The organism is Paeniglutamicibacter cryotolerans (assembly GCF_014190875.1).
Taxonomy (GTDB): domain Bacteria; phylum Actinomycetota; class Actinomycetes; order Actinomycetales; family Micrococcaceae; genus Paeniglutamicibacter; species Paeniglutamicibacter cryotolerans.
In genome coordinates, this window is record NZ_JACHVS010000005.1 from 61225 (window position 1) to 79989 (window position 18765).

13 protein-coding genes and 1 pseudogene are annotated in these 18765 nt (G+C 60.8%); 13 read left to right on the forward strand and 1 reads right to left on the reverse strand.

Annotated elements, in window-relative coordinates; all coding sequences use genetic code 11:
* Window positions 1-5 precede the first annotated feature (5 nt).
* The 10 genes from E9229_RS18405 (at window position 6) to E9229_RS18450 (ending at window position 13089) form a co-directional block, all read left to right on the forward strand.
* Window positions 6-680 (forward strand): response regulator transcription factor, encoded by a 675-nt coding sequence (locus tag E9229_RS18405; protein WP_183513232.1) that lies wholly within the window; start codon window positions 6-8, stop codon window positions 678-680.
* Window positions 677-2050: a sensor histidine kinase gene (locus E9229_RS18410; RefSeq protein ID WP_183513233.1), complete on the forward strand. Its 1374-nt coding sequence runs from the start codon at window positions 677-679 to the stop codon at window positions 2048-2050. The genes E9229_RS18405 and E9229_RS18410 overlap by 4 nt, the downstream gene beginning before the upstream one ends.
* Window positions 2051-2460: 410 nt before the next feature.
* Window positions 2461-3423 (forward strand): hypothetical protein, encoded by a 963-nt coding sequence (locus tag E9229_RS19100; protein WP_221184791.1) that lies wholly within the window; start codon window positions 2461-2463, stop codon window positions 3421-3423.
* A gap of 21 nt (window positions 3424-3444) precedes the next feature.
* Window positions 3445-4443, forward strand: coding sequence for a decaprenyl-phosphate phosphoribosyltransferase (locus E9229_RS18420; protein ID WP_183513236.1), 999 nt, complete (start codon window positions 3445-3447; stop codon window positions 4441-4443).
* A gap of 44 nt (window positions 4444-4487) precedes the next feature.
* Window positions 4488-5888 (forward strand): FAD-binding protein, encoded by a 1401-nt coding sequence (locus E9229_RS18425; RefSeq protein ID WP_183513238.1) that lies wholly within the window; start codon window positions 4488-4490, stop codon window positions 5886-5888.
* A gap of 2 nt (window positions 5889-5890) precedes the next feature.
* Window positions 5891-6640, forward strand: a complete 750-nt coding sequence (locus tag E9229_RS18430) for an SDR family NAD(P)-dependent oxidoreductase (protein ID WP_183513239.1) — start codon at window positions 5891-5893, stop codon at window positions 6638-6640.
* A gap of 408 nt (window positions 6641-7048) precedes the next feature.
* The gene (locus tag E9229_RS18435) at window positions 7049-8476 is read left to right on the forward strand and encodes an NF041680 family putative transposase (protein ID WP_221184792.1); all 1428 of its coding nucleotides are present in this window, start codon (window positions 7049-7051) and stop codon (window positions 8474-8476) included.
* Between the two features lie 156 nt (window positions 8477-8632).
* The gene (locus tag E9229_RS18440; RefSeq protein ID WP_183513240.1) at window positions 8633-9472 is read left to right on the forward strand and encodes an IS5 family transposase; all 840 of its coding nucleotides are present in this window, start codon (window positions 8633-8635) and stop codon (window positions 9470-9472) included.
* 24 nt (window positions 9473-9496) lie between these two features.
* On the forward strand, window positions 9497-9922 hold the full coding sequence (locus E9229_RS18445; RefSeq protein ID WP_183513242.1) for a transposase: 426 nt from the start codon (window positions 9497-9499) through the stop codon (window positions 9920-9922).
* A gap of 389 nt (window positions 9923-10311) precedes the next feature.
* Window positions 10312-13089, forward strand: a complete 2778-nt coding sequence (locus tag E9229_RS18450; protein ID WP_183513243.1) for an alpha/beta hydrolase — start codon at window positions 10312-10314, stop codon at window positions 13087-13089.
* Between the two features lie 488 nt (window positions 13090-13577).
* Here the strand turns inward: E9229_RS18450 and E9229_RS18455 are convergent.
* Window positions 13578-14952: pseudogene (locus tag E9229_RS18455) on the reverse strand (IS256 family transposase).
* Window positions 14953-15156: 204 nt separating this feature from the next.
* Between E9229_RS18455 and E9229_RS18460 the strand changes: the two are divergent.
* From E9229_RS18460 to E9229_RS18470, 3 genes are read left to right on the forward strand one after another with little or no spacing between them, the layout of a single operon-like run.
* Entirely contained in the window at window positions 15157-15834 is a 678-nt protein-coding gene (locus E9229_RS18460; protein WP_183513244.1) for a response regulator transcription factor, read from the forward strand.
* Entirely contained in the window at window positions 15824-17362 is a 1539-nt protein-coding gene (locus tag E9229_RS18465) for a sensor histidine kinase (RefSeq protein ID WP_183513245.1), read from the forward strand. The genes E9229_RS18460 and E9229_RS18465 overlap by 11 nt, the downstream gene beginning before the upstream one ends.
* Window positions 17359-18759, forward strand: coding sequence for a VTT domain-containing protein (locus E9229_RS18470; RefSeq protein WP_183513246.1), 1401 nt, complete (start codon window positions 17359-17361; stop codon window positions 18757-18759). Before E9229_RS18465 ends, E9229_RS18470 begins: the two co-directional genes overlap by 4 nt.
* The last annotated feature ends 6 nt before the right edge of the window (window positions 18760-18765 follow it).

The following is an 18765-nucleotide window of genomic DNA, read 5'->3' on the forward strand; positions in this document are numbered from 1 at the left end:
ACAATATGAGGATCCTCATGGCCGAGGACGATCCGATGATCGCATCGGTGCTGACGCAACGGCTCGTCGAGGACGCACACGTCGTCGAAGTCGTGACCGACGGGAAAACTGCTCTGTCATATGCTCGGCTCGGAGACTTTGACGTGGTCCTGCTCGATCTGGGCCTGCCCGGTCTGGACGGGATCGACGTGCTCCATGCCTTGCGTGCGGGGGATGAAGGCGACCAGGGACCCGTGGTCATCGTGATCACCGCCAGGGGCGCCGTGACGGACAAGGTCACGGGTCTGGATGCCGGGGCTGATGACTACCTCGTGAAACCGTTCGCTTATGAGGAACTGCACGCAAGACTACGGGCGGTGGGCAGGCGCTGCTCGTCGCACACCACTGCCATCCTGCGTGCAGGAACCATCGCCCTTGACGAGGCGAGGGCGACAGCCTGTTGTAGCGGCGGCGAGTCCGTTCCCCTGACCCGACGCGAACTTGCTTTGCTTCGTGCCCTGATCCGACATCCCGGCGTCGTCCTCTCCCGCGACCAGCTGGAGTCACAGGTGTATGGGAGTGACATTGAGATCGAGTCCAACGCAATTGACTTCATCATCCGGCGTCTTCGCGGAAAACTCGGAGGGGACTGCATCCGTAATGTGCGGGGGCTTGGCTGGATGATCCCGAGGGCCCGATGAGCATCCACCATCGGGCCTCGTCCCTGCAGTCGCGATTGATCACCGCTCTCGTCGCAGTCGTCTTACTGGTCACCGTCACCGCTGCCTCATGGTCGTATCATCGGGCCTTCGTTGAAGCCAAGGAAGCCCAAGATGGGCTCCTCTCGCGTGTAGCCCAAATCGTGGGGACTCCGGGTGTGGATTTCGCCCAGGACGATCTCTCGAAGCTCTCCAACCAGTCCGGTCTCGTAGTTGAGGTGCTTGAGGGCGCCGGGATGTCCCATGCCCTTCCCCCGATTCCAGCCGATGGCCTGGGCACCGTTTTGACGGACACCGGTTCGCAGAGGGTCATGGTGCGTTCCCTTGCGGACGGACGCAGGATCGCTGTCGCCCAGCCGATCGCGGTCCGCCAGGACGCGGTGAACGAAACTCTACTCTCGACAGTCATGCCGATCATGCTCACTGCGCCGTTCCTCATCCTGGTGGCTTGGCTTGTCGTCGCCTGGGCATTGAGACCTGTCAACGCACTGGCCCGCGAACTCGAACAACGCGATGACGGGTCCCTCGCACCGCTGACGCGGACGCGCATCCCCAGGGAATTGGCCCGTTTCCTCGACGCACTTGAAGCCCACCACCTCCGTGCAGCGGAAATTCTCGAGGGACAGCGGCGCTTCGCCGCTGAGGCGTCTCACGAGCTACGCACGCCCGTGGCCGCAGTCTCCTTCCAAGCGGAGCATCTGCTCTCCGCCACCTCGGATGCGGATCGCGCCCAACGGCAGGAAGCACTGCGCAGTGGACTCGCGCGGCTGCGTGCCCTGTGCGAGCAGCTGCTCGTCCTGGGCGACGAAACCCCTCGGATAGACCTGCCGGTGCCGTTCGAGGAGATCGCAAGACTCGTCGCGTCAAACGTCATGGAGATGGCCGATGCAGAGCACGCGGACATGTTCTGGGACCTTGGCGACGCGGGAGATGCTCGCGTTCCGGCTTCCGCCACCCGCGTGGTCCTGCAGAATCTGGTGCATAATGCGATCCGCTATGCAGGATCCGCTGGTCCAATCGAGGTGCGCGCATGGCGAGGCCCAACCTGGATCCGGATCGAAGTGCTCGACCACGGACCGGGAATCCGCGAGCCGGAGCGGGCACTGGATGCCTTCCATCGTGAAGCAGGCCAGGAAATTCCCGGCACCGGGCTCGGGCTCGCAATCACCATGCGAATGCTCGAGCGTCTAGGGGGCGAGCTGCAGTTGTTGCCTCGCGGCGATGGGGGTCAAGGCACCCTCGCGCGCGTCACGATCCCGCTCAGCCGGCATTTCACAGCTACCCGCTCCGTGGTCGATCACTTCGATCCGGATCCGGGCAGCGATACCTCTTCGAAGCTGCAGAACACGTAAAGGACCCTATAGTGCCGGAGCCTCGTTCGCCCTGGACTTCCGAACCCCCGCCCTGATTCTGATCCTGAAGGGGTGCTGAGAGCCTTTCGTCTCTTTCTCAGCGTCCTCTTGGGTAAGGACGCGGATAGTAGCAAATGACACATCCTGCGCGGTTCACCATTGGAGGAAGACCGATGAGACCCTCACATTCTGCGCAACACCAAGAGGTAATACCCGGCTCCGAGACGGCGATGCCACCGGAACGGCACGGCCCGGATGGGAGCAAGAAACCGCGATCCGCACGTGCTAGACGTCTACGGAAAAATGTCCTCATCGTTTTACTGTGCCTCTCAATCATTCCCGCCGGTTCCTACGCCCAAGCGCTCACCTATCCTGGGAATGCCACTTTTGCCGACAGGTCGGTTGGCTGGTTGCGTGACAACGGTGCCAACGGCATCGTCAACGCCATCGAAAACTGGTACTACACCAGACACGCACCCACGGCGCAGACACCTCAACCTGACTCAATTCCTCTCAGGAACCCCGCACCCCTCCGCTTTACTACGGCACTGCCGCGGCTCCAGGTCAGCCACGGATCGGGTAGCCCTCTCCGTAACGAAGGGCAATGGGTGTCAGGACGAAAGGCCGCCGATGGGCAGCCTGCCATTTACACCTCCTTCATCCGGCCTGACAACGTCCACCCGAGTGTGCTCGTCGGCGTTGCCCTGATCCGCCAATCGGTCAGCAACGCCCACCTCGTTGCTGGCACACGGGAACCGGGCACCGGACCGTGGCCCGGGGACGCTGCCGTTCCCTCGAACGAGGTAAGCCATCTCTTGGCGACCTTCAATTCCGGATTCAAGGCCAAGGACATCACCGGTGGCTTTTACCTCAACGGCCGTTACTCCCGGAATCTCGTCGATGGCGAGGCCTCGGCGGTCATTACCGCGGACGGGCATATTAGTGTCGGCGCTTGGAACCAGGACGTCCGGATGTCACCGGCAGTCATAGCCGTGCGACAGAACCTTCATCTCATCGTCGCAAGCGGTAAGCAGGAACCGGACCTGAATATCAATGCCGGTGGAGCGTGGGGAAGTGCCAGCAACCAACTCCAATACACCTGGAGATCCGGACTGGGCACGGACATCCACGGGAACCTGATCTACGTCGCCGGCGATGGTCTGACCCTGGAAACCCTCGCCAACGCACTGGTTCAAAGTGGCGCGATCCAGGGCATGGAACTCGACATCCACTATGGACAAGTCAATTTTTCCTCCTGGACGCCACGGGGAAATTTAGCGCTCCCCACGCAACTCCTGCCCAGCATGCCCAAATCACCTTCCCGCTACTTAGCGTCGGACCAGCGCGACTTCTTTTATCTCACCGTGAAATAGCTCCATCCCTCAGGAGGGATCATGACCGAGTTCGCAACACACCTGCCGGCGCCCACCCCGCGGGCCCGCTTGCAGAAACTGACGAGAAGGAATCACACGGAATCATTTCTTCGGATGGTCGCCGCCCTTTTCGCCGCAGCCAGACCGACCCAATGGCCTAAAAACCTCCTGCTCTTCGCCGCCCCGGCAGCGGCGGGGGTCCTCTCTGAACCACACATTGCCCTCCAGGCCCTGGCAGCATCGGTGGCCTTCACCCTTGGCTCGGCGGCAACATACTTCCTCAACGACCTCCGTGACCTCGACGCAGATAGAAGCCACCCCACCAAATGCCGCAGACCTTTAGCCTCCGGCAGGATCAGTGCCAAGCTCGGGTACGCCGCAGCGTTATTCTTGGCTGCCGCATCGATGCTCACGGCGATGACTGTGGGGTGGATGACGTTCATCGGTCTTTGCACCTACCTAGCGCTGACTACCTCTTATTCGCTTTACCTCAAACGCTTCCCTGTTATCGACATCCTCGTCGTTGCCATGGGCTTCGTCCTGCGTGCAGGTACAGGGGCGCTGGCCACGGGCGTCGTGGTGACATCATGGTTTCTGCTGGTCACCTTCTTCGGCGCGCTCTACATCGTCACCGCTAAACGGCAAGCAGAACTGCAGTCCAAGACCGAGCTCATGACACCGGTCAGCGCTGAGGGTCTGCCACCGACAACGAGTCGGACCACCTTATCGCTTTACACCAAAAGCTGGCTGGAGCAGACAGTGACTCTCGCTCTGACGAGCGCGATTATCTGCTACTCACTCTGGGCCGTCCAACACCCCGGGACCCCGTTGGCTGCGGGGCTTATACAGGCCTCTATCCTCCCGTTCGTGGCGACTCTTCTGCGTTATGGCTACCTCTGCTCACGAGGCGACGGGCAACGCCCCGAACACCTCATGTTCAGCGACGGCTTCCTGGCAGCAGCAGCGATCACCTGGATGCTCACCGCCATGGCAGGAATCTACCTGGCCGTCTCGCTATGAGTGCCTCCCATCCCCGGCACGACCTCCCAGACAACGGAGCAGCCATGAAAGCCTCCGACCCACAATCAGCCAAGGTTCCCAGCGACAATCAGGAAGAAAGCGCTTTCACCCACCAGAGCACAATCAACGGGTGGGGCCGAACCACCTCCACCCGGGTCCACCTCGAATGCCCTACCTCGGAGCATCGCCTCCAAGACCTCCTCACGACATCTCTCGGTCCGGTCACGGTGCGTGGAGCCGGACGTAGTTACGGAGACGCCGCGATAGGGCCTCACACCATCGACCTCACGGGCCTGGCAACCATCCGATCCTTTGATCCCGCCACCGGCATCATCTTCTCCGATGCCGGTGCGACATTGCAGGCCCTGCACCAGGTCTCCGTTCCCCAAGGCTGGGCACTTCCCGTGCTGCCGGGAACCTCCCGCATCACCCTCGGCGGAGCCATAGCAAGCGACGTACACGGAAAGAACCACATGCACCAAGGGTCTTTCGGTCACCACGTGCTCGAGATGGAACTCATGCTTGCCTCCGGGAGCCTCTTGAGAATTTCCCCCGACACCCATTCCGAGGAATTCTGCGCAACGGTCGGAGGAATGGGCCTCACCGGGGTCATCGTCTCGGCCGCGATCCAGCTACTATGCACAGAAACGCCGTACCTGCGCGTTTTCCGTCGGAAGGCAGAAACCTTGGAAGCGGCCATGGACCTCATCACAGATTCGATACGAACGCCGTCCCATGCCGTGGCATGGGTGGATGCCACCCGAGAGGACCTGCGCGGCTTGGTCGAGGTCAGCACCCCGGCGAGCACGCAAATGCTGTCCGAAAGGATGAAAAACAAGCTGCCACCGGCACCCGGCATCTCGATGCGCAACATCCGCACGTTCCCCGGGCGAGGAATCGTCAACGATCGAAGCATTCGGTGGGCAAATGCAGTTCGCTGGAATCTTCCCTTGGGTGCCGGACCCAGGATCGTTCATTTCACCGCTGCCCTGAATCCTCTGGATGGGGCTAGTTTTTGGCCTGCGGCCTTCGGGAGTCAAGGACTGATCCAATACCAGTTCTGCGTTCCAACTTGTAGCCATCCAGTGCTGAGAGAAATTTTGGAAGGACTTCAGAGTTCAGGGCTGATCCCTGCTCTTGCCGTGCTGAAGCGCTTCGGAGCGTGCGGGAACGGCCTGCTTTCCTTCCCGCAGCCGGGCTGGACACTGGCCTTGGACTTTCCCGCCCACTACCCGGGACTCGCAGCTGCCTTGGGCCACTTAGACACGGTCGTCGCCAACGCAGGAGGCCGCGTCTACCTCTCCAAGGACAATCGCCTGCCAGCTGAGATGGTTCCGTTGATGTATCCGCAGCTGCAGCGCTGGCAGGGAACAAGAGCCCGGCTAGACCCGACCCATAAGATGGGCTCCTTGCTCTCCCAGCGGCTCAACCTTCTGGAGCTCTAACCATGGCACTTCGCACGCAACCCTTTGAACGAATCATTTTGCTGGGCGGCAGCTCGGAGATAGGGCTCGCGATCGTGGGTTGCACCAGCGCACCCCACGCTACGATCTGTCTCGTGGGACGCCCCGGCCCCAGACAAGCAGCGGCCGCGGAGCATCTGCGTAGCAGGGGGCACACCGTCACTGAAGCCGCCTATGACACAGCAATGACATTTACCCAGACGCAGGACGTGCTCATGGTCGCAAAGGACCTCCTCGGGGGCCCCACAACGCGTATTGATGCGATTATCATGGCCATTGGAACCATGGGAGATCCCCTGACCCCGGAGGCAACGCTCGGCACAAACCTCGTAGGACCCGCTTTGCTCATCCTCAGCAGTCAACGGGTATTGGGCAGTCAGGGCTCCGGGTCCCTGATCGTCCTTTCCTCGGCTGCCGCGGTACGTCCCCGCGAGTCGATCTTGTTCTATGCGATGGCAAAACAAGGAATCGACACCCTGGCCCGGACCACCACCGAGTCGATGAAATCCCAGGGGGTCAGGACATTGATCGTCAGACCCGGATTCGTCTCCACGACGATGACCGCGCACCTGAGGCCACCGCCATTCTCATCAACGCCATCGGCCACCGCGCGCCACGTAGCCCGGGCCCTCAAAGGCCGAAAGGGTGTCATCTGGGTACCCGGTATCCTGCGCTGGGTGATTCTGACGCTCCGGTTCCTTCCGCGATCGCTGCTGCCTGGATCGCTGAGATGACTCCAGGACACTGGGCTTGAGATAAGTGGAGGCAGGGTGCGAATATCCCACCACGACTTACCCTAGAGCGCAGGGACAATAACGGACTTGGCATGGTGTGCCCCCCTGGGCTGATGTCGCCAAAAGGAACCGATTTTCCACGTGATCCGCCCCCCCCATTTCAAGACTGCGCTTGGTGTGCTGCCAAGGAAAACTGTCGGCATGCGAACGGCCGAACGATACGTTGAGGCGAGCTTGGCATACCTGGCGGGTCATGGATCTCCATTGCCTTAGCTTGCTATTTAACCTCTGGCGGAAAGTCTGTTGACTTTCCGCGCCTCAATCGGCGTGTCATGACACGATAAGCGGCCCTCGTTTCTCATGCTGTTTGATACCAACAAGACAGCAAAAGGACCGAGGGCCGTGGCGATGAGTATGCATGAATGTTCCGGTGAATCGCAAGCCTCCTGCCCCGAGCAGCAATTCGATGCGTTCCGGCAAAGCTACTACCACTGCCTCACCCGTAGGGCCGATGCGCTCTTCGAACTCACTGATGCATTGCTGTGTACCCAGGGGAAAGTCACCGACCTGGCCCACCTGTCCCTGGAACCCGAGCACCACCGCGGCTACGGCGCCCTGTATGACGCGGTGAACTCCGGGAACATCAACCACGCGGCACTGAAAACCCTCATCGGGGCGCTGCCCGTGCCCAAGATCCCGGGCCCCGATGGCCGGGAAGGAATCGTGCTGGCGGTGGACGTGTCGAACTGGCTGAGACCGGACGCCGGATGCAGCCCCGGGCGCGCGTTCTGCCATACCTACGCCCGTAACGGACAGGCACAAATGATTCCCGGATGGCCCTATTCCTTTGTTGCCGCACTGGAGCCGGGAGCCACCTCGTGGACCGCGCTGCTGGATATTGTCCGGCTGGAAGGTGGGCAGGATGCAAGTCTGGTGACGGCCAACCAGCTCCGTGAGGTGGTCGGTAGGCTGATCGCCGCCGGGCAGCAACAAACCAGCGATCCAGACATCCTGGTTCTCATGGATGCCGGCTATGACGTGGTGCGGTTGGCCTGGTTACTTAATGACCTGCCGGTGATCTTGGTGGGCCGGCTGCGTTCAAACCGGGTGTTTCATGCTCCGGCAGGTGAGCGCCGTGGCTCGACGAAGGGGCGTGGCCCTCGCCATGGGTCGAAGTTCGTACTCCGGGACCCTGATACCTATCCTGCCCCGGTATGCGCCTCGTCCATCGTTCTTCAGCGGTACGGGACAGTGGAGGTGGTCGCGTTCGAGCGCATGCACCCGAAGATCGATTCCCGCGGTGGGTTCAAGGACCACCAAGGTCACCTGCCGCTGATTGAGGGAACCGTGATCGGAGTCAGAGTTCAGTGTTTGCCGGGGAACCCGACGCCCAAGCCCTTGTGGCTGTGGGTCTCCCAGCCGATCCCCGACGACGAACGGGAAATGGATCATGGGTGGTCCATGTACCTGCGCCGCTTCGACTGGGAGCACACCTTTCGGTTCCTGAAACAAAACATGGGTTGGACCCGGCCCCACCTGCGGGAACCAGCCGCGGCTGATCGGTGGACCTGGATCGTGTTGGTCGCGCATACGTTGCTGCGTCTGGTGCGACCATTAGTCGTTGAGTGCCGGTTGCCGTGGCAGCAGTCAATGCCACTGTCACGTCTCACGCCAGGCAGGGTGCGGACGACCTATCGGCGGGTCTGCCAGAATGCGGTGCATCCGGCAAAACCGCCGATAGGCTCAACTACTGGTCCTGGGCGCCCCAAGGGCAGCCTGAATCGGGTCAAACCAGTGACCCAGCCAGTCGGGCTGGCCCACTACAAGGTTAAATAGCAAGCTTAGAAATCGCGCCAATAGGCGCCCAGTCCGAGACCAACAACCGACCCCCGCCACGTCATTAACCAACCCCGCGACGTCATTAACGAAAAGCAGGCACGGCTCCGTGTTAAACATGTTTTCGACCAAGAAAATATGCGATCCAGGAGAACCGTGCCTGCCCTTCCATCATTCCTCATCAAACCCCTCTGGACACAATTCAAGGCACTGATCCCACCCAAGGTTGATGCTCACCCACTGGGCTGCCACAAACCCCGCATCCCAGACCGGCTCGTCTTCGACAAGCTCATCCAGGTCCTCGTCCTCGGTGCCGCCTACGAAAAAATCTCCGACACCACCTGCTCGGCCACCACCATCCGACGACGCCGCGACGAATGGATCCACGCCGGGATCTTTGAACAACTCGAACAAATCGCCCTGGAATCCTACGACCGGATCGTGGGCATCGACTTCGAAGACCTCGCCGTGGACGGGTGCATCGTCAAGGCCCCCTGCGGCGGCGAGGCAGCCGGCCGATCCCCGGTAGACCGCGGCAAACAAGGAACCAAACGCTCCCTCCTGGTCGATGGCAAAGGCATCCCGCTGGGCACCGTGGTGGCACCGGCGAACCGACACGACTCCCCGCTACTACGCCCCACCCTGGAGAAACTCGCCCGCTTCGGATTCCACCTGCCACCAAAGATCACCGTGCACCTGGACGCCGGCTACGACTCCACCACGACCCGGGACCTGCTCGAGGAACTCGGCTGCGCGGGCGAGGTCGCCACCCAGGGCATCCCCTCACCGATCCAGGTCGGCAAACGGTGGGTGGTGGAACGCACCAACTCCTGGCACAACCGCGGATTCCGCAAACTGGCGATCTGCACCGAACGACGCACCACCGTCATCAACGCGTTCATCGCTTTGGCGAACAGTGTCATCGTGATCCGCCGACTCATCCGCGAAGCCTGGCTGACCCACCGCTGGGATGCCCGACCCCTCCGCTGCCCCTGAGCCTATTGGCGCAATTTCTTAGCGTTGCGATTCACACTCCCCGCGGAAAACACCAAAAAGCGTCCCGTTAAGCGTTCCTCAAAAGGGCTCCCCGGAACCGAAGCAGGAAGACTTGAAGCAGCCGGTCTTGAAGCGGCCGGTGACATCGGGTTCTACATTTCGACCCGCTGCTTCAAGCACGGGACCCCGGTCCCGGAATCCCCGCGCGGCCGGATCCCCTCGAACATGGGCGTGGTGGACCGGATGGCCAGGAAACTGAAGACTAGGCCGGGGCGGAAGATCTATGCAAGGCGCAAGGCGATCGTGGAACCGGTCTTCGGGCAAATCCACACCCGACAGGGCAAACACGTCCAACTCCGCGGCCTGGAAAAAGACGGTGCGGATTGGAAACTGTTGGCCGGGTGCCACAACCTGATGAAGCTGTTCGGCTACCGGACCCGAACCGCATAAAAGACGTGTGGTGGGGGCTGGATCCCTGCGGACCTTGCCCCGACCACAAGCCCAACGCGACTCCTGCACGGGAACGGAACTCGACTCCCTGCGGCTTCAGCGCAGAGCACGAAAACGGGCCTACGGCCTCACCAATACCGGTGAAGCACCCGAGTTCGGGAAACGACTACTGACCCAAGCTCCTAGCGGAGATTTCCATCCGAGAACTTCCTTTTGATCCCTTCACCGTATTGACCGTGTGTCCAACACTCTGGAGCGAGAACTGCGTCTCGAAGAATGTAATCATTCCGTAGCCGAGCCCGTGGCGGTCCATGGGGTCGCCGATGCTACAGTTTGGGCAAATATCGGTGGACTAGGGCGCGAACGAGATGAACGGAACCAGAATCCCAATGAGTGCGCGTGCTAGATCTCTCACCGTATTTACGCTTGTTGGCGGCCTGCTGGTCGCCGGGTTAGCCGGTTCCCCCGCACAGGCCGCCCCGCTACCGGAGGCCAGACAGGTGGTAGTGCCCGCCGCAGGCGGATCCAAACACGGCAATTTTGTTGTGCGTGAGGACAACTACGGTTCAACACTTTTGTGGAGCCCCGATACGGCGTTGCCCATGGGTGGCGCCAGGCCCGAGTTGTTCCTCGACGGCAAACTCCTCGGTGCGCCTCTGGGCAAGGGTGGCACACTTACTCTGCGCGTCCCGGGCCTAAGAAATGCCAAAGCCCGCTCGCTCAGCGCCGTGAGCGGTGGCCGCGTGCTCGACGGCCCCACCCTGGCAACACCTGGCAGACCTGCTGCCGCCCAAACCCCTGCCTCCCTGCCGGCCCTGGTCAAGGTCGACCCGGGCAAGAAGGGCAAGTACGGCACCGAATCATTCACCTACACGCAGAAATCAATTAAACTCGACGGCTTCGCCACAAAATCCGAGATGAAGGCACAGGTGGTGGCCCCGAAGGGAGCCAAAGGCAAACGTCCGGTGGTGCTCATGCTGCATGGCCGGCACGGGACCTGCTATTCAGGCAGTGAAACCTACCTGGACTGGCCCTGCGCCGCTGGCAACAAGCCAATCCACAGCTACCGCGGGTACGCCACACAACAGCAGCTGCTTGCCAGCCAGGGATACATCACCGTCTCGATCTCAGCCAACAGCATCAACGCCCAAGATGCCGAGGTGGCCGATGCCGGTTCCGGGGCACGCGCAGAACTGGTCCGCACACACCTGAAGCAGTTAGCCGCCTGGAATAACGGCGCCGCGGCCACCGCCGACATCCAGCGCGTGTTGCGTGGCCACATGAACATGAAGCGGGTTATGACCGTGGGCCACAGCCGCGGCGGCGAGGGCGTAAACCGTGCTGCAGTGAAGGCTGGAAGCGGCGATCCGTTCAAGATTGTTGGTCAGGTGCTGATAGCCCCCACGGACTTTGGCCGACAGGTCGCCGTGGGAACGCCCACCACCGTGATCCTGCCATATTGCGACGGTGATGTTTCGGATCTTCAGGGCCAGCAATATGTTGACCAGGGCGCGCGCATTGCCACGGGCGATAACTCGCTGAAATCCTCGGTGCTGATGATGGGCGCCAACCACAACTACTTCAACAGCTACTGGACCCCCGGTGCCACGGGCGCGCCTGCGGATGATGACTGGGGAGACCCCTCGGATGCTGGTTGCGGGACCTCATCGAAGCAGCGCCTGAGTCCCGCTGACCAGCGCGCCGCCGGTGCCACCTACGTTGCCGCGGCCGCGCGGACCTTCCTGAGTACCGACACCAGCGCGATAAGCCTGCTCGACGGAACAGGTTCCCGGGCGGCTTCCGCCGGACCCGTCGTGGTGCATACCGCCGCGACCTGTGGCAAACGCCGGGCCGTCATCCGCCCCGATAGAACCACGAAATTCAGGGTGAAGGGGAACGCCAAGGCCGTACTCTGTGACGGCTTCTCGCTCGGCGACTTCGGCACCGCGCCATGTTCCGTGGACGGCGTTGGCGCCTCTCCACACTGGTTGCCCGTCAGCGGGTTAGAAACCCAGGCCCCCAGCCCGCAGGCTCTGCGCTTCAGCTGGACCAAGGCCGGGTCCAGCATGCAGCTCACCGCACCTCGCGATCTGGGCACTTACCGGAACATTGATCTGCGCGTGATCGCCGACCCCGCAGTTCGCAAACAGAACTTCACTCTGCTCCTGCGCGATACCTCCGGGCGCAGTGTGAACATCAAGCCCGTGGGTGAGCTCACGGACTTGCCGGCTGTTGGCGGAATGGTGCACTACTGGGGCCAGAACATGCGCTTCGTGATTCCCGCCAAGAGCAAGGTGGATGTCCGCAAGCTCGTTTCGCTGTCGCTGGTGGGGACCAGCGGTAAGGGCAAAATTTACCTGCTTGACGGGTTTGCCTCCTCCTCGGGGCTGCGTGCCTCGACGGCCAGCGCTACGAATGTCGCCCGATTCAACGTGAAGAACGCGGTCATCAAGGGTGACCCGAAACAGGCAGAACAGGTGGGGTACGTTTCGGTGCCCGTCAGCAACTCATTCACCCGCGCCGCCCGAGTCTGGATTGAGGTCAGTGACCTTTCCGCATACAGCGGCTATAGCGGGCGGGCCTACACGGTTCGCCCCGGACAGCGTGAAATCAAGGTGCCGGTCACGTTTGCCGGTGATGATGTCTACGTGGATGATTCCTATGAAGCTGGAAGTGGCTATGGAGTCACGGTGACGGCGCTGAGCAACGCGGTGACCGATCAATACACCGGATCCCTGGCCGTGAAGAGTGCGGCAGCGCGCCCGAAACTCTCGGTTGCTGAAACAGATGTCGTGGCCACGGCCGGCGGGATGGTTCGCTGGACTGTCGAACTCTCTGCACCGATGGGGCAGGACTACACGGGGTGGGCCATCGCGGTGAAGCCTAGGACGGCTGGCTCCGAACTCACGCTCGCATCGGCAGTGAGCAGATGGGTAGCCCTCACCATTCCCGGCGCAAGTCAGCAGCAAACATTTTCCCAGGCTGGAGTCGTCATGAACTTCATGATCCCGGCGTATTCTACGCGCGCGACTATCGAGGTGCCGATCCGATCGCTGGCCAAGCTGGGCAGCGGCCAGCAGCTGGAATTGCTGATCGAGGCTGATCGGAGATTCGTCATCAAGCCGATCACTCTGAGGGCGAAGGTGTTGCCGGGCGGCAGCCGATAGGGTGCGGGTGGCGCCCGGTGTAGCGGTCCGCTGACCGGGAGCCTGATTGCCACACCACCAGATCCGGCACCATCGTGGCGAGGTTCCAATAGCCACCGATTCGAGAGCCGGCCGGAGGCTTGATCGTCATGTTCGCTGGCGTTGCATTGTGCGTGAGCAGTACTGCTACTGAAATGAAGTTCACGCGCATCAGCACGCTGGGCGCAAAAAGTCTGCTTCGTTTGCGCCACAAAAGAAACCGTCGCCAGTTACGTTTCGCCGGGAGACAAATATGATGCGTGTAGCCTCCTTGCGGCTGGCCACACGAGCGGAGATGCGAAGTGCGTCTGACGGTCCGTGGGAATGCGCTTGATCGCGGCGAACCAACATGCAGGCAGCTTTGCCCGGCACCGCAAATAATGGGGCCTATCAAGTTGTTTGTGTAAATGACCTAGTCATCTAGTGTTTTTCAATATCTTGAAATGTTCCTTTAAGGCGAAAACGGGGTTCTAGCCCAGGTGCCCTTCCAGCCGTTCGGGGTAGGTCAGCACCAGGACCTGCAGGGCCTGGTTCCAGCCGGTGGTCTTCGCTCCCTCCAACAGGCGCCCGCCGGAAGAACGGGTGCCTTTCATGACCTTGGCCCACTCGGAAGCCCGCTTGTCCTCGATGTTGCAGATCGCCAGCCACAGCAGCTTCACCGCCGCCTGATCATTGGGAAAATGCCCGCGGTTCTTGGTGACCTTCCGCAGCTGGTAATTCAAGGATTAAATGGCGTTGGTCGTGTAAATGACCTTCCTCAAGGCCGGAGGGAACGCCAAGAACGGCGTGAAACGCTCCCACGCGCTCTCCCACGTCTTCACGGCCGCCGGGTCCTTCGTCCCCCACGCCCCGGCAGCGAACTCCTGAAGCGCCGCCTTCGCGGCGTCCTCGGTGGGCGCGGTGTAGATGGTGCGCAGCTCGGTGGCGACCTGTCGGCGGTCCGCGTAGGACACAAAACGCATGGAGGCACGGATCAGGTGCACCACGCAGGTCTGCACCGTGGCATAGGGCCAGGTCGCCTCGATGGCGTCGGGGAATCCGGTGAGCCCGTCACAGCACACGACCAGCACGTCTTGGACGCCGCGGTTGGCCAGTTCGGAGCAGACCTGGGCCTGCGAACTTCGCGCCCTCGGCCGCGGCGATCCAGATGCCCAGCACGTGTTTGATGCCTTCCAGGTCCACGCCGATGGCCAGATGCGCGGCCTTGTTCTTCACGTGGGCGCCATCGCGGACCTTGATCACGATCGCATCCAGATACATGATCGGGTAGATCGGATCCAGCGGGCGCCTCTGCCAGGCAAGGACCTCGTCAAGGATCTCGTCGGTGATCTTCGAGATCGTCTCCCGGGAGAGCTCGGTGCCCAGCGTGGAGGCCAGGTGGTTCTCGATGTCGCGTACCGTCATGCCCCCGGCGTACAGGCTCACGATCACGTCAGCCAGTTGCCCGGTATGCCGTGAACCCATGGGGACCAGGCATGGAATGAAGGTCCCGGCCCGGTCCCGCGGCACGGCCAGGTCGATGTCCCCGGCGCTGGTGGCCACCGTCTTGGGGTAGGACCCATTACGTGAATTCACGACGGACCGTCCGGCGTAGTCGTGTTTCTCGTAGCCCAAGTGTTCGGTGAGTTCGGTCTTCAGCCCGCGCTCCAGTCCGGCGCTGATCAGGTGCTGGATAAACCCGTTCTTGCCATCGAGTTCGATCTCGCCGCGGTCGATCTGGCCCATCAGCTCATCGAAGGCCCCTGAAGCCTTGAGCGCTTCCATGTTTCCCACCGCGGCCATCCGCTCGGCCGCCGCGGAGGCGTCTACTTTTACTGCCGGGTCCATGGTTTCAGCCACTGTCATTATTATGCTCCAAATCAGATGGTGACTATTTCATTTACACACTCCATCTGACACGCTCTGGTTCTGGTCGCCGGGTTGTTCACCAGCCACGTACCAGCGTTCAACCTCTGGAATCACAGTGAAAAGACTGACCTACCCAAAGAAAAGGGATCAGCAGCACCAGGGCCCAACTAGGATGGAGGGCACCTGATGAAAGAGGCATTCATGCGCGTATTACTCGTTGAGGACGAGAAGGAACTGGCCGAGACTCTGCGCCGCGGGCTCATCAATGAAGGATTCGTTGTAGACGTCGCCAACGAGGGGATCGGCGGGGCCTGGTTGGCACTGGAGAACCCCTACGACGTCGCGATCCTGGACATTATGCTTCCGGGTAAACACGGCTACCAGATCCTCAAGGATATCCGTGCCGCCAATATCTGGACACCGGTGCTCATGCTCACGGCCAAGGACGGTGAATACGATCAAACAGATGCTTTCGACCTCGGTGCTGATGACTATCTCACCAAGCCGTTTAGCTTCATGGTCCTGGTCGCCCGGCTTCGGGCTTTGATCCGCCGAGGCGCTCCGGAACGCCCGGTCAACCTCACCGTGGGAACACTTGTCTTGGATCCGGTACGTAGGAGTGTCAGCAGAGAAGGGACCACGGTGTCTTTGACTCCCAAGGAATACGCCATCCTCCACTATCTGATGCGTCGTCATGACGAGGTGGTTTCCAAGGCGGAAATTCTCGACAATGTCTGGGACTCCGCTTACGAGGGCAGCGACAATGTCGTGGAGGTATACATGGGATACCTGCGAAAAAAGATCGACGTTCCCTTCGGCAAAGCCACGCTATCTACCATTCGAGGCATGGGATATTGTTTGGTCTCCGATGACCGCTAGCCGCCGCCTCCCACCGCCATCAACACTCACCGGGGAAGAGGGCCAAATAAAGCAGCGACGTCATTGGGGGGTCCGCAAGAAGGTGGTTTTCGCCGCCATTGCGATCATGGCAGCTGTCTTGGTCGTGGCCGGTTTTACCTTGTTATTTGTGCTCCGCTCAACGTTGATCAGCAATGCCCGAAACCTGACAGTTCAACAACTTAGCAGTTTAGTTGAAACGATCCAGGGTGACGATGGCGAAGGCTACGCCGCCATGGTGCAGAATTCAGGGATCCAGTTCGCGCAGGTCCTTCGCGTCGATGGTACCGTCTTGGCTTCCTCGAACGATGCCAACCAAGGAATCCTCTACAAGGGTGCTGCCCTGGAACCCGGAGAAAGCTACTTTCCAAAGAATGCCGGCCTAGCCGGGATCTTGGACTTTGATGAGCACCTCATCGCCGCACAGGGCGTAGCCACTCCCGAGGGAAACGTTCTCGTGGTGGTGGGTGCGGATACGTCGATCGAGCGAGACGCGGTGGGTACCGTTGGATGGGTTCTGATAGCGGGAGTTCCACTTCTGGTGGTATTAGCTGGAACGCTGATGTGGTTCCTCATCGGGCGTGCCTTGTTGCCGGTGGAACGCATTCGCGAGACCGTTGCAGGAATCTCCCAAAAGAACCTGGACGATAGGGTTGCGTTGCCAAACACCGCTGATGAAATTGAACGGCTCGCACAAACCATGAACGCGATGCTGGACCGGCTGCAAAGGGCTGATGAATCACAACGCCGCTTCGTCACCGACGCCAGCCACGAGCTACGCAGTCCCTTGGCGACCCTCATGACTGGCTTGGAAGTCGCTGCTGCCGATACCACGGGCAAAACGTGGCTTGAAAGCTCAGACATGCTGCAAAACCAGACCCAACGCATGGGATACCTAGTGGTAGATCTGTTGACGTTGGCCAAGATCGACGATTCTGGCCTGCGTTTCCGCATGGAGGACGTGGACCTGGATGACGTACTAAACCAGGAAGCCCGTCGCATCCGGTCGGTATCGGACCACGTGGTGCAGACCGAAATGGTCCCGGTCAGGATGAAGGGGGATGCAAACCGCTTGGGTCAGGTCTTCCGCAACCTGGTGAACAATGCAGACCGCCATGCCGCCAGCATCATCCGAATCTCACTTTCCGCGCAGGATAGCCAAGTCAAAGTACGGGTTGAAAATGATGGCGATCGGATCCCCGCAGCTGACCGGGAACGCATTTTTGACCGGTTCGTACGTTTGGATGCCAGTCGCACCAGGGAACACGGTGGAAGCGGACTCGGTTTGGCCATCAGCAAGGAAATAATCCTCGCTCATGGTGGCACCATCCAGGTCAGCGAAAGCCCGCGGGGAATCACGTGCTTCCTCGTGGCGCTGCCCCTTGTCCCGCAAGAGCATCCGGTCGAGAAAAAGACTGCAAATAAGCTGTCCGCCCGCAATCCTGCAACGCGGTTCTTTTCCGGTACGCAGCGATCGCACGCAACGAATCAGGAGCGGAAAAGAACATGAGCGCGTTCCTGGATTCGATCATCTCCCTGCCCACTCCACTGGTGTATGTGATCGTGGGCGCTTTGACTTTTGGGGAAGCTGCCGCCTTCGTCGGATTGGTGCTGCCTGGTGAAACCGCCCTGTTTTTCGGGGGAGTGATCGCCAGCCAGGGAAACGTGAATCTGAGCATCATGCTGATGATCGCCATCGTGGCCGCGATCGCTGGGGACTCGGTGGGTTATGAGATCGGACGACGGTTTGGGCCGCGCCTCAAACGCAGCCGTGCAGGCCGGTTCGTGGGGGCGGAAAACTGGGCTAAAGGTGAGCAGTTTCTGGCCAAGCGCGGGGGCACCGCGGTTTTGCTCGGTCGGTGGGTCGGTCTGCTGCGTGCATTAGTCCCGGCCATCGCCGGAATGTCACGCATGCCCTACCGAACATTCTTGCTTTACAACAGCATCGGAGGAACGCTCTGGGCGGTCATTGTGGTGCTTTTGGGTTTCTTTGCCGGGCAGTCCTATAAGACGGTTGAAAAGTACTTGGGGAAGGCAAGCCTGATCTTCACGCTCATACTCACCGGGGCATTGCTGATCGCCTTGGTTGCTCGCTTTGCCCTGCGCAATCCTGGCCGCACCAAACAATGGGTCGACAGGATCATAGACTCCCGGCCCCTGGCTGCTCTCAAGACCAAAGCCGCGGCCTCGTACCCCCGGGCCGGCTCAGCAGCAAGGAAAAGCCGGTGGTTTCCTCTTGTCACTGCCGGGGGACGGGTGCGGGGTGTGCTCGCAGTGGGGATCATGGCGCTGGTCGGTAGCTATCACTGGATCAGCAATACCGCGGTGACCGGAAAAGTGCTGGGAAATATCGACGGTACGGTGGAGGCGTGGTTTCTGAGTCATCAAGATGACGAATTCACGGTTTTGATGCAGATCATCAACATCGCGGGGCACCCGGTGGTGGTTGTATCCGTGCTGGCGGGGTGCGTCTTTCTCACTCGTACGGGACCGGTCGTTCAACCGTGGTGTTTCGGTGTGTACTTATCTGGGGTTCTGCTGATGGCCACGGCGACCGGAATATGGGTCACTCATCTTGCAGGGCAGGGCACCCCCACCCGTGGGCAGGCCTTGGCCTTAGATTCAGCGATTGGTCAGCCTTTGATCTCCACCGCGCTACTGACCGGTGCCGCATGGCTTTTGCTTCGACGGTACTCCGCAAAGTGGCGCCGGGCAGTGCTTACCTTGACCGGGCTGGTCGCGATCGCCCCGTTGATAGCACTGAGTCATGTTTATCTTGGCCAGCAGAGTCCATCCGATGCGGTATTCGGCTGGCTGGCCGGGACCTTGTTCGCCGCTGCGGTTTCCGCATCGTGGCCGACCACTAAAATGGCTACTAGATCCAAGCCGGATTGCATGGTGGACTGAACCGTC

Excerpts from the sequence above, each read along its gene's own strand:
- E9229_RS18430 (WP_183513239.1), top strand. The coding sequence starts at position 5,891 with ATGGCACTTCGCACGCAACCCTTTGAACGAATCATTTTGCTGGGCGGC.
- E9229_RS18465 (WP_183513245.1), top strand. The coding sequence starts at position 15,824 with ATGACCGCTAGCCGCCGCCTCCCACCGCCATCAACACTCACCGGGGAA.
- E9229_RS18435 (WP_221184792.1), top strand. The coding sequence starts at position 7,049 with ATGAGTATGCATGAATGTTCCGGTGAATCGCAAGCCTCCTGCCCCGAG.
- E9229_RS18410 (WP_183513233.1), top strand. The coding sequence starts at position 677 with ATGAGCATCCACCATCGGGCCTCGTCCCTGCAGTCGCGATTGATCACC.
- E9229_RS18460 (WP_183513244.1), top strand. The coding sequence starts at position 15,157 with ATGCGCGTATTACTCGTTGAGGACGAGAAGGAACTGGCCGAGACTCTG.
- E9229_RS18405 (WP_183513232.1), top strand. The coding sequence starts at position 6 with ATGAGGATCCTCATGGCCGAGGACGATCCGATGATCGCATCGGTGCTG.
- E9229_RS18450 (WP_183513243.1), top strand. The coding sequence starts at position 10,312 with ATGAGTGCGCGTGCTAGATCTCTCACCGTATTTACGCTTGTTGGCGGC.
- E9229_RS18425 (WP_183513238.1), top strand. The coding sequence starts at position 4,488 with ATGAAAGCCTCCGACCCACAATCAGCCAAGGTTCCCAGCGACAATCAG.
- E9229_RS18420 (WP_183513236.1), top strand. The coding sequence starts at position 3,445 with ATGACCGAGTTCGCAACACACCTGCCGGCGCCCACCCCGCGGGCCCGC.
- E9229_RS18470 (WP_183513246.1), top strand. The coding sequence starts at position 17,359 with ATGAGCGCGTTCCTGGATTCGATCATCTCCCTGCCCACTCCACTGGTG.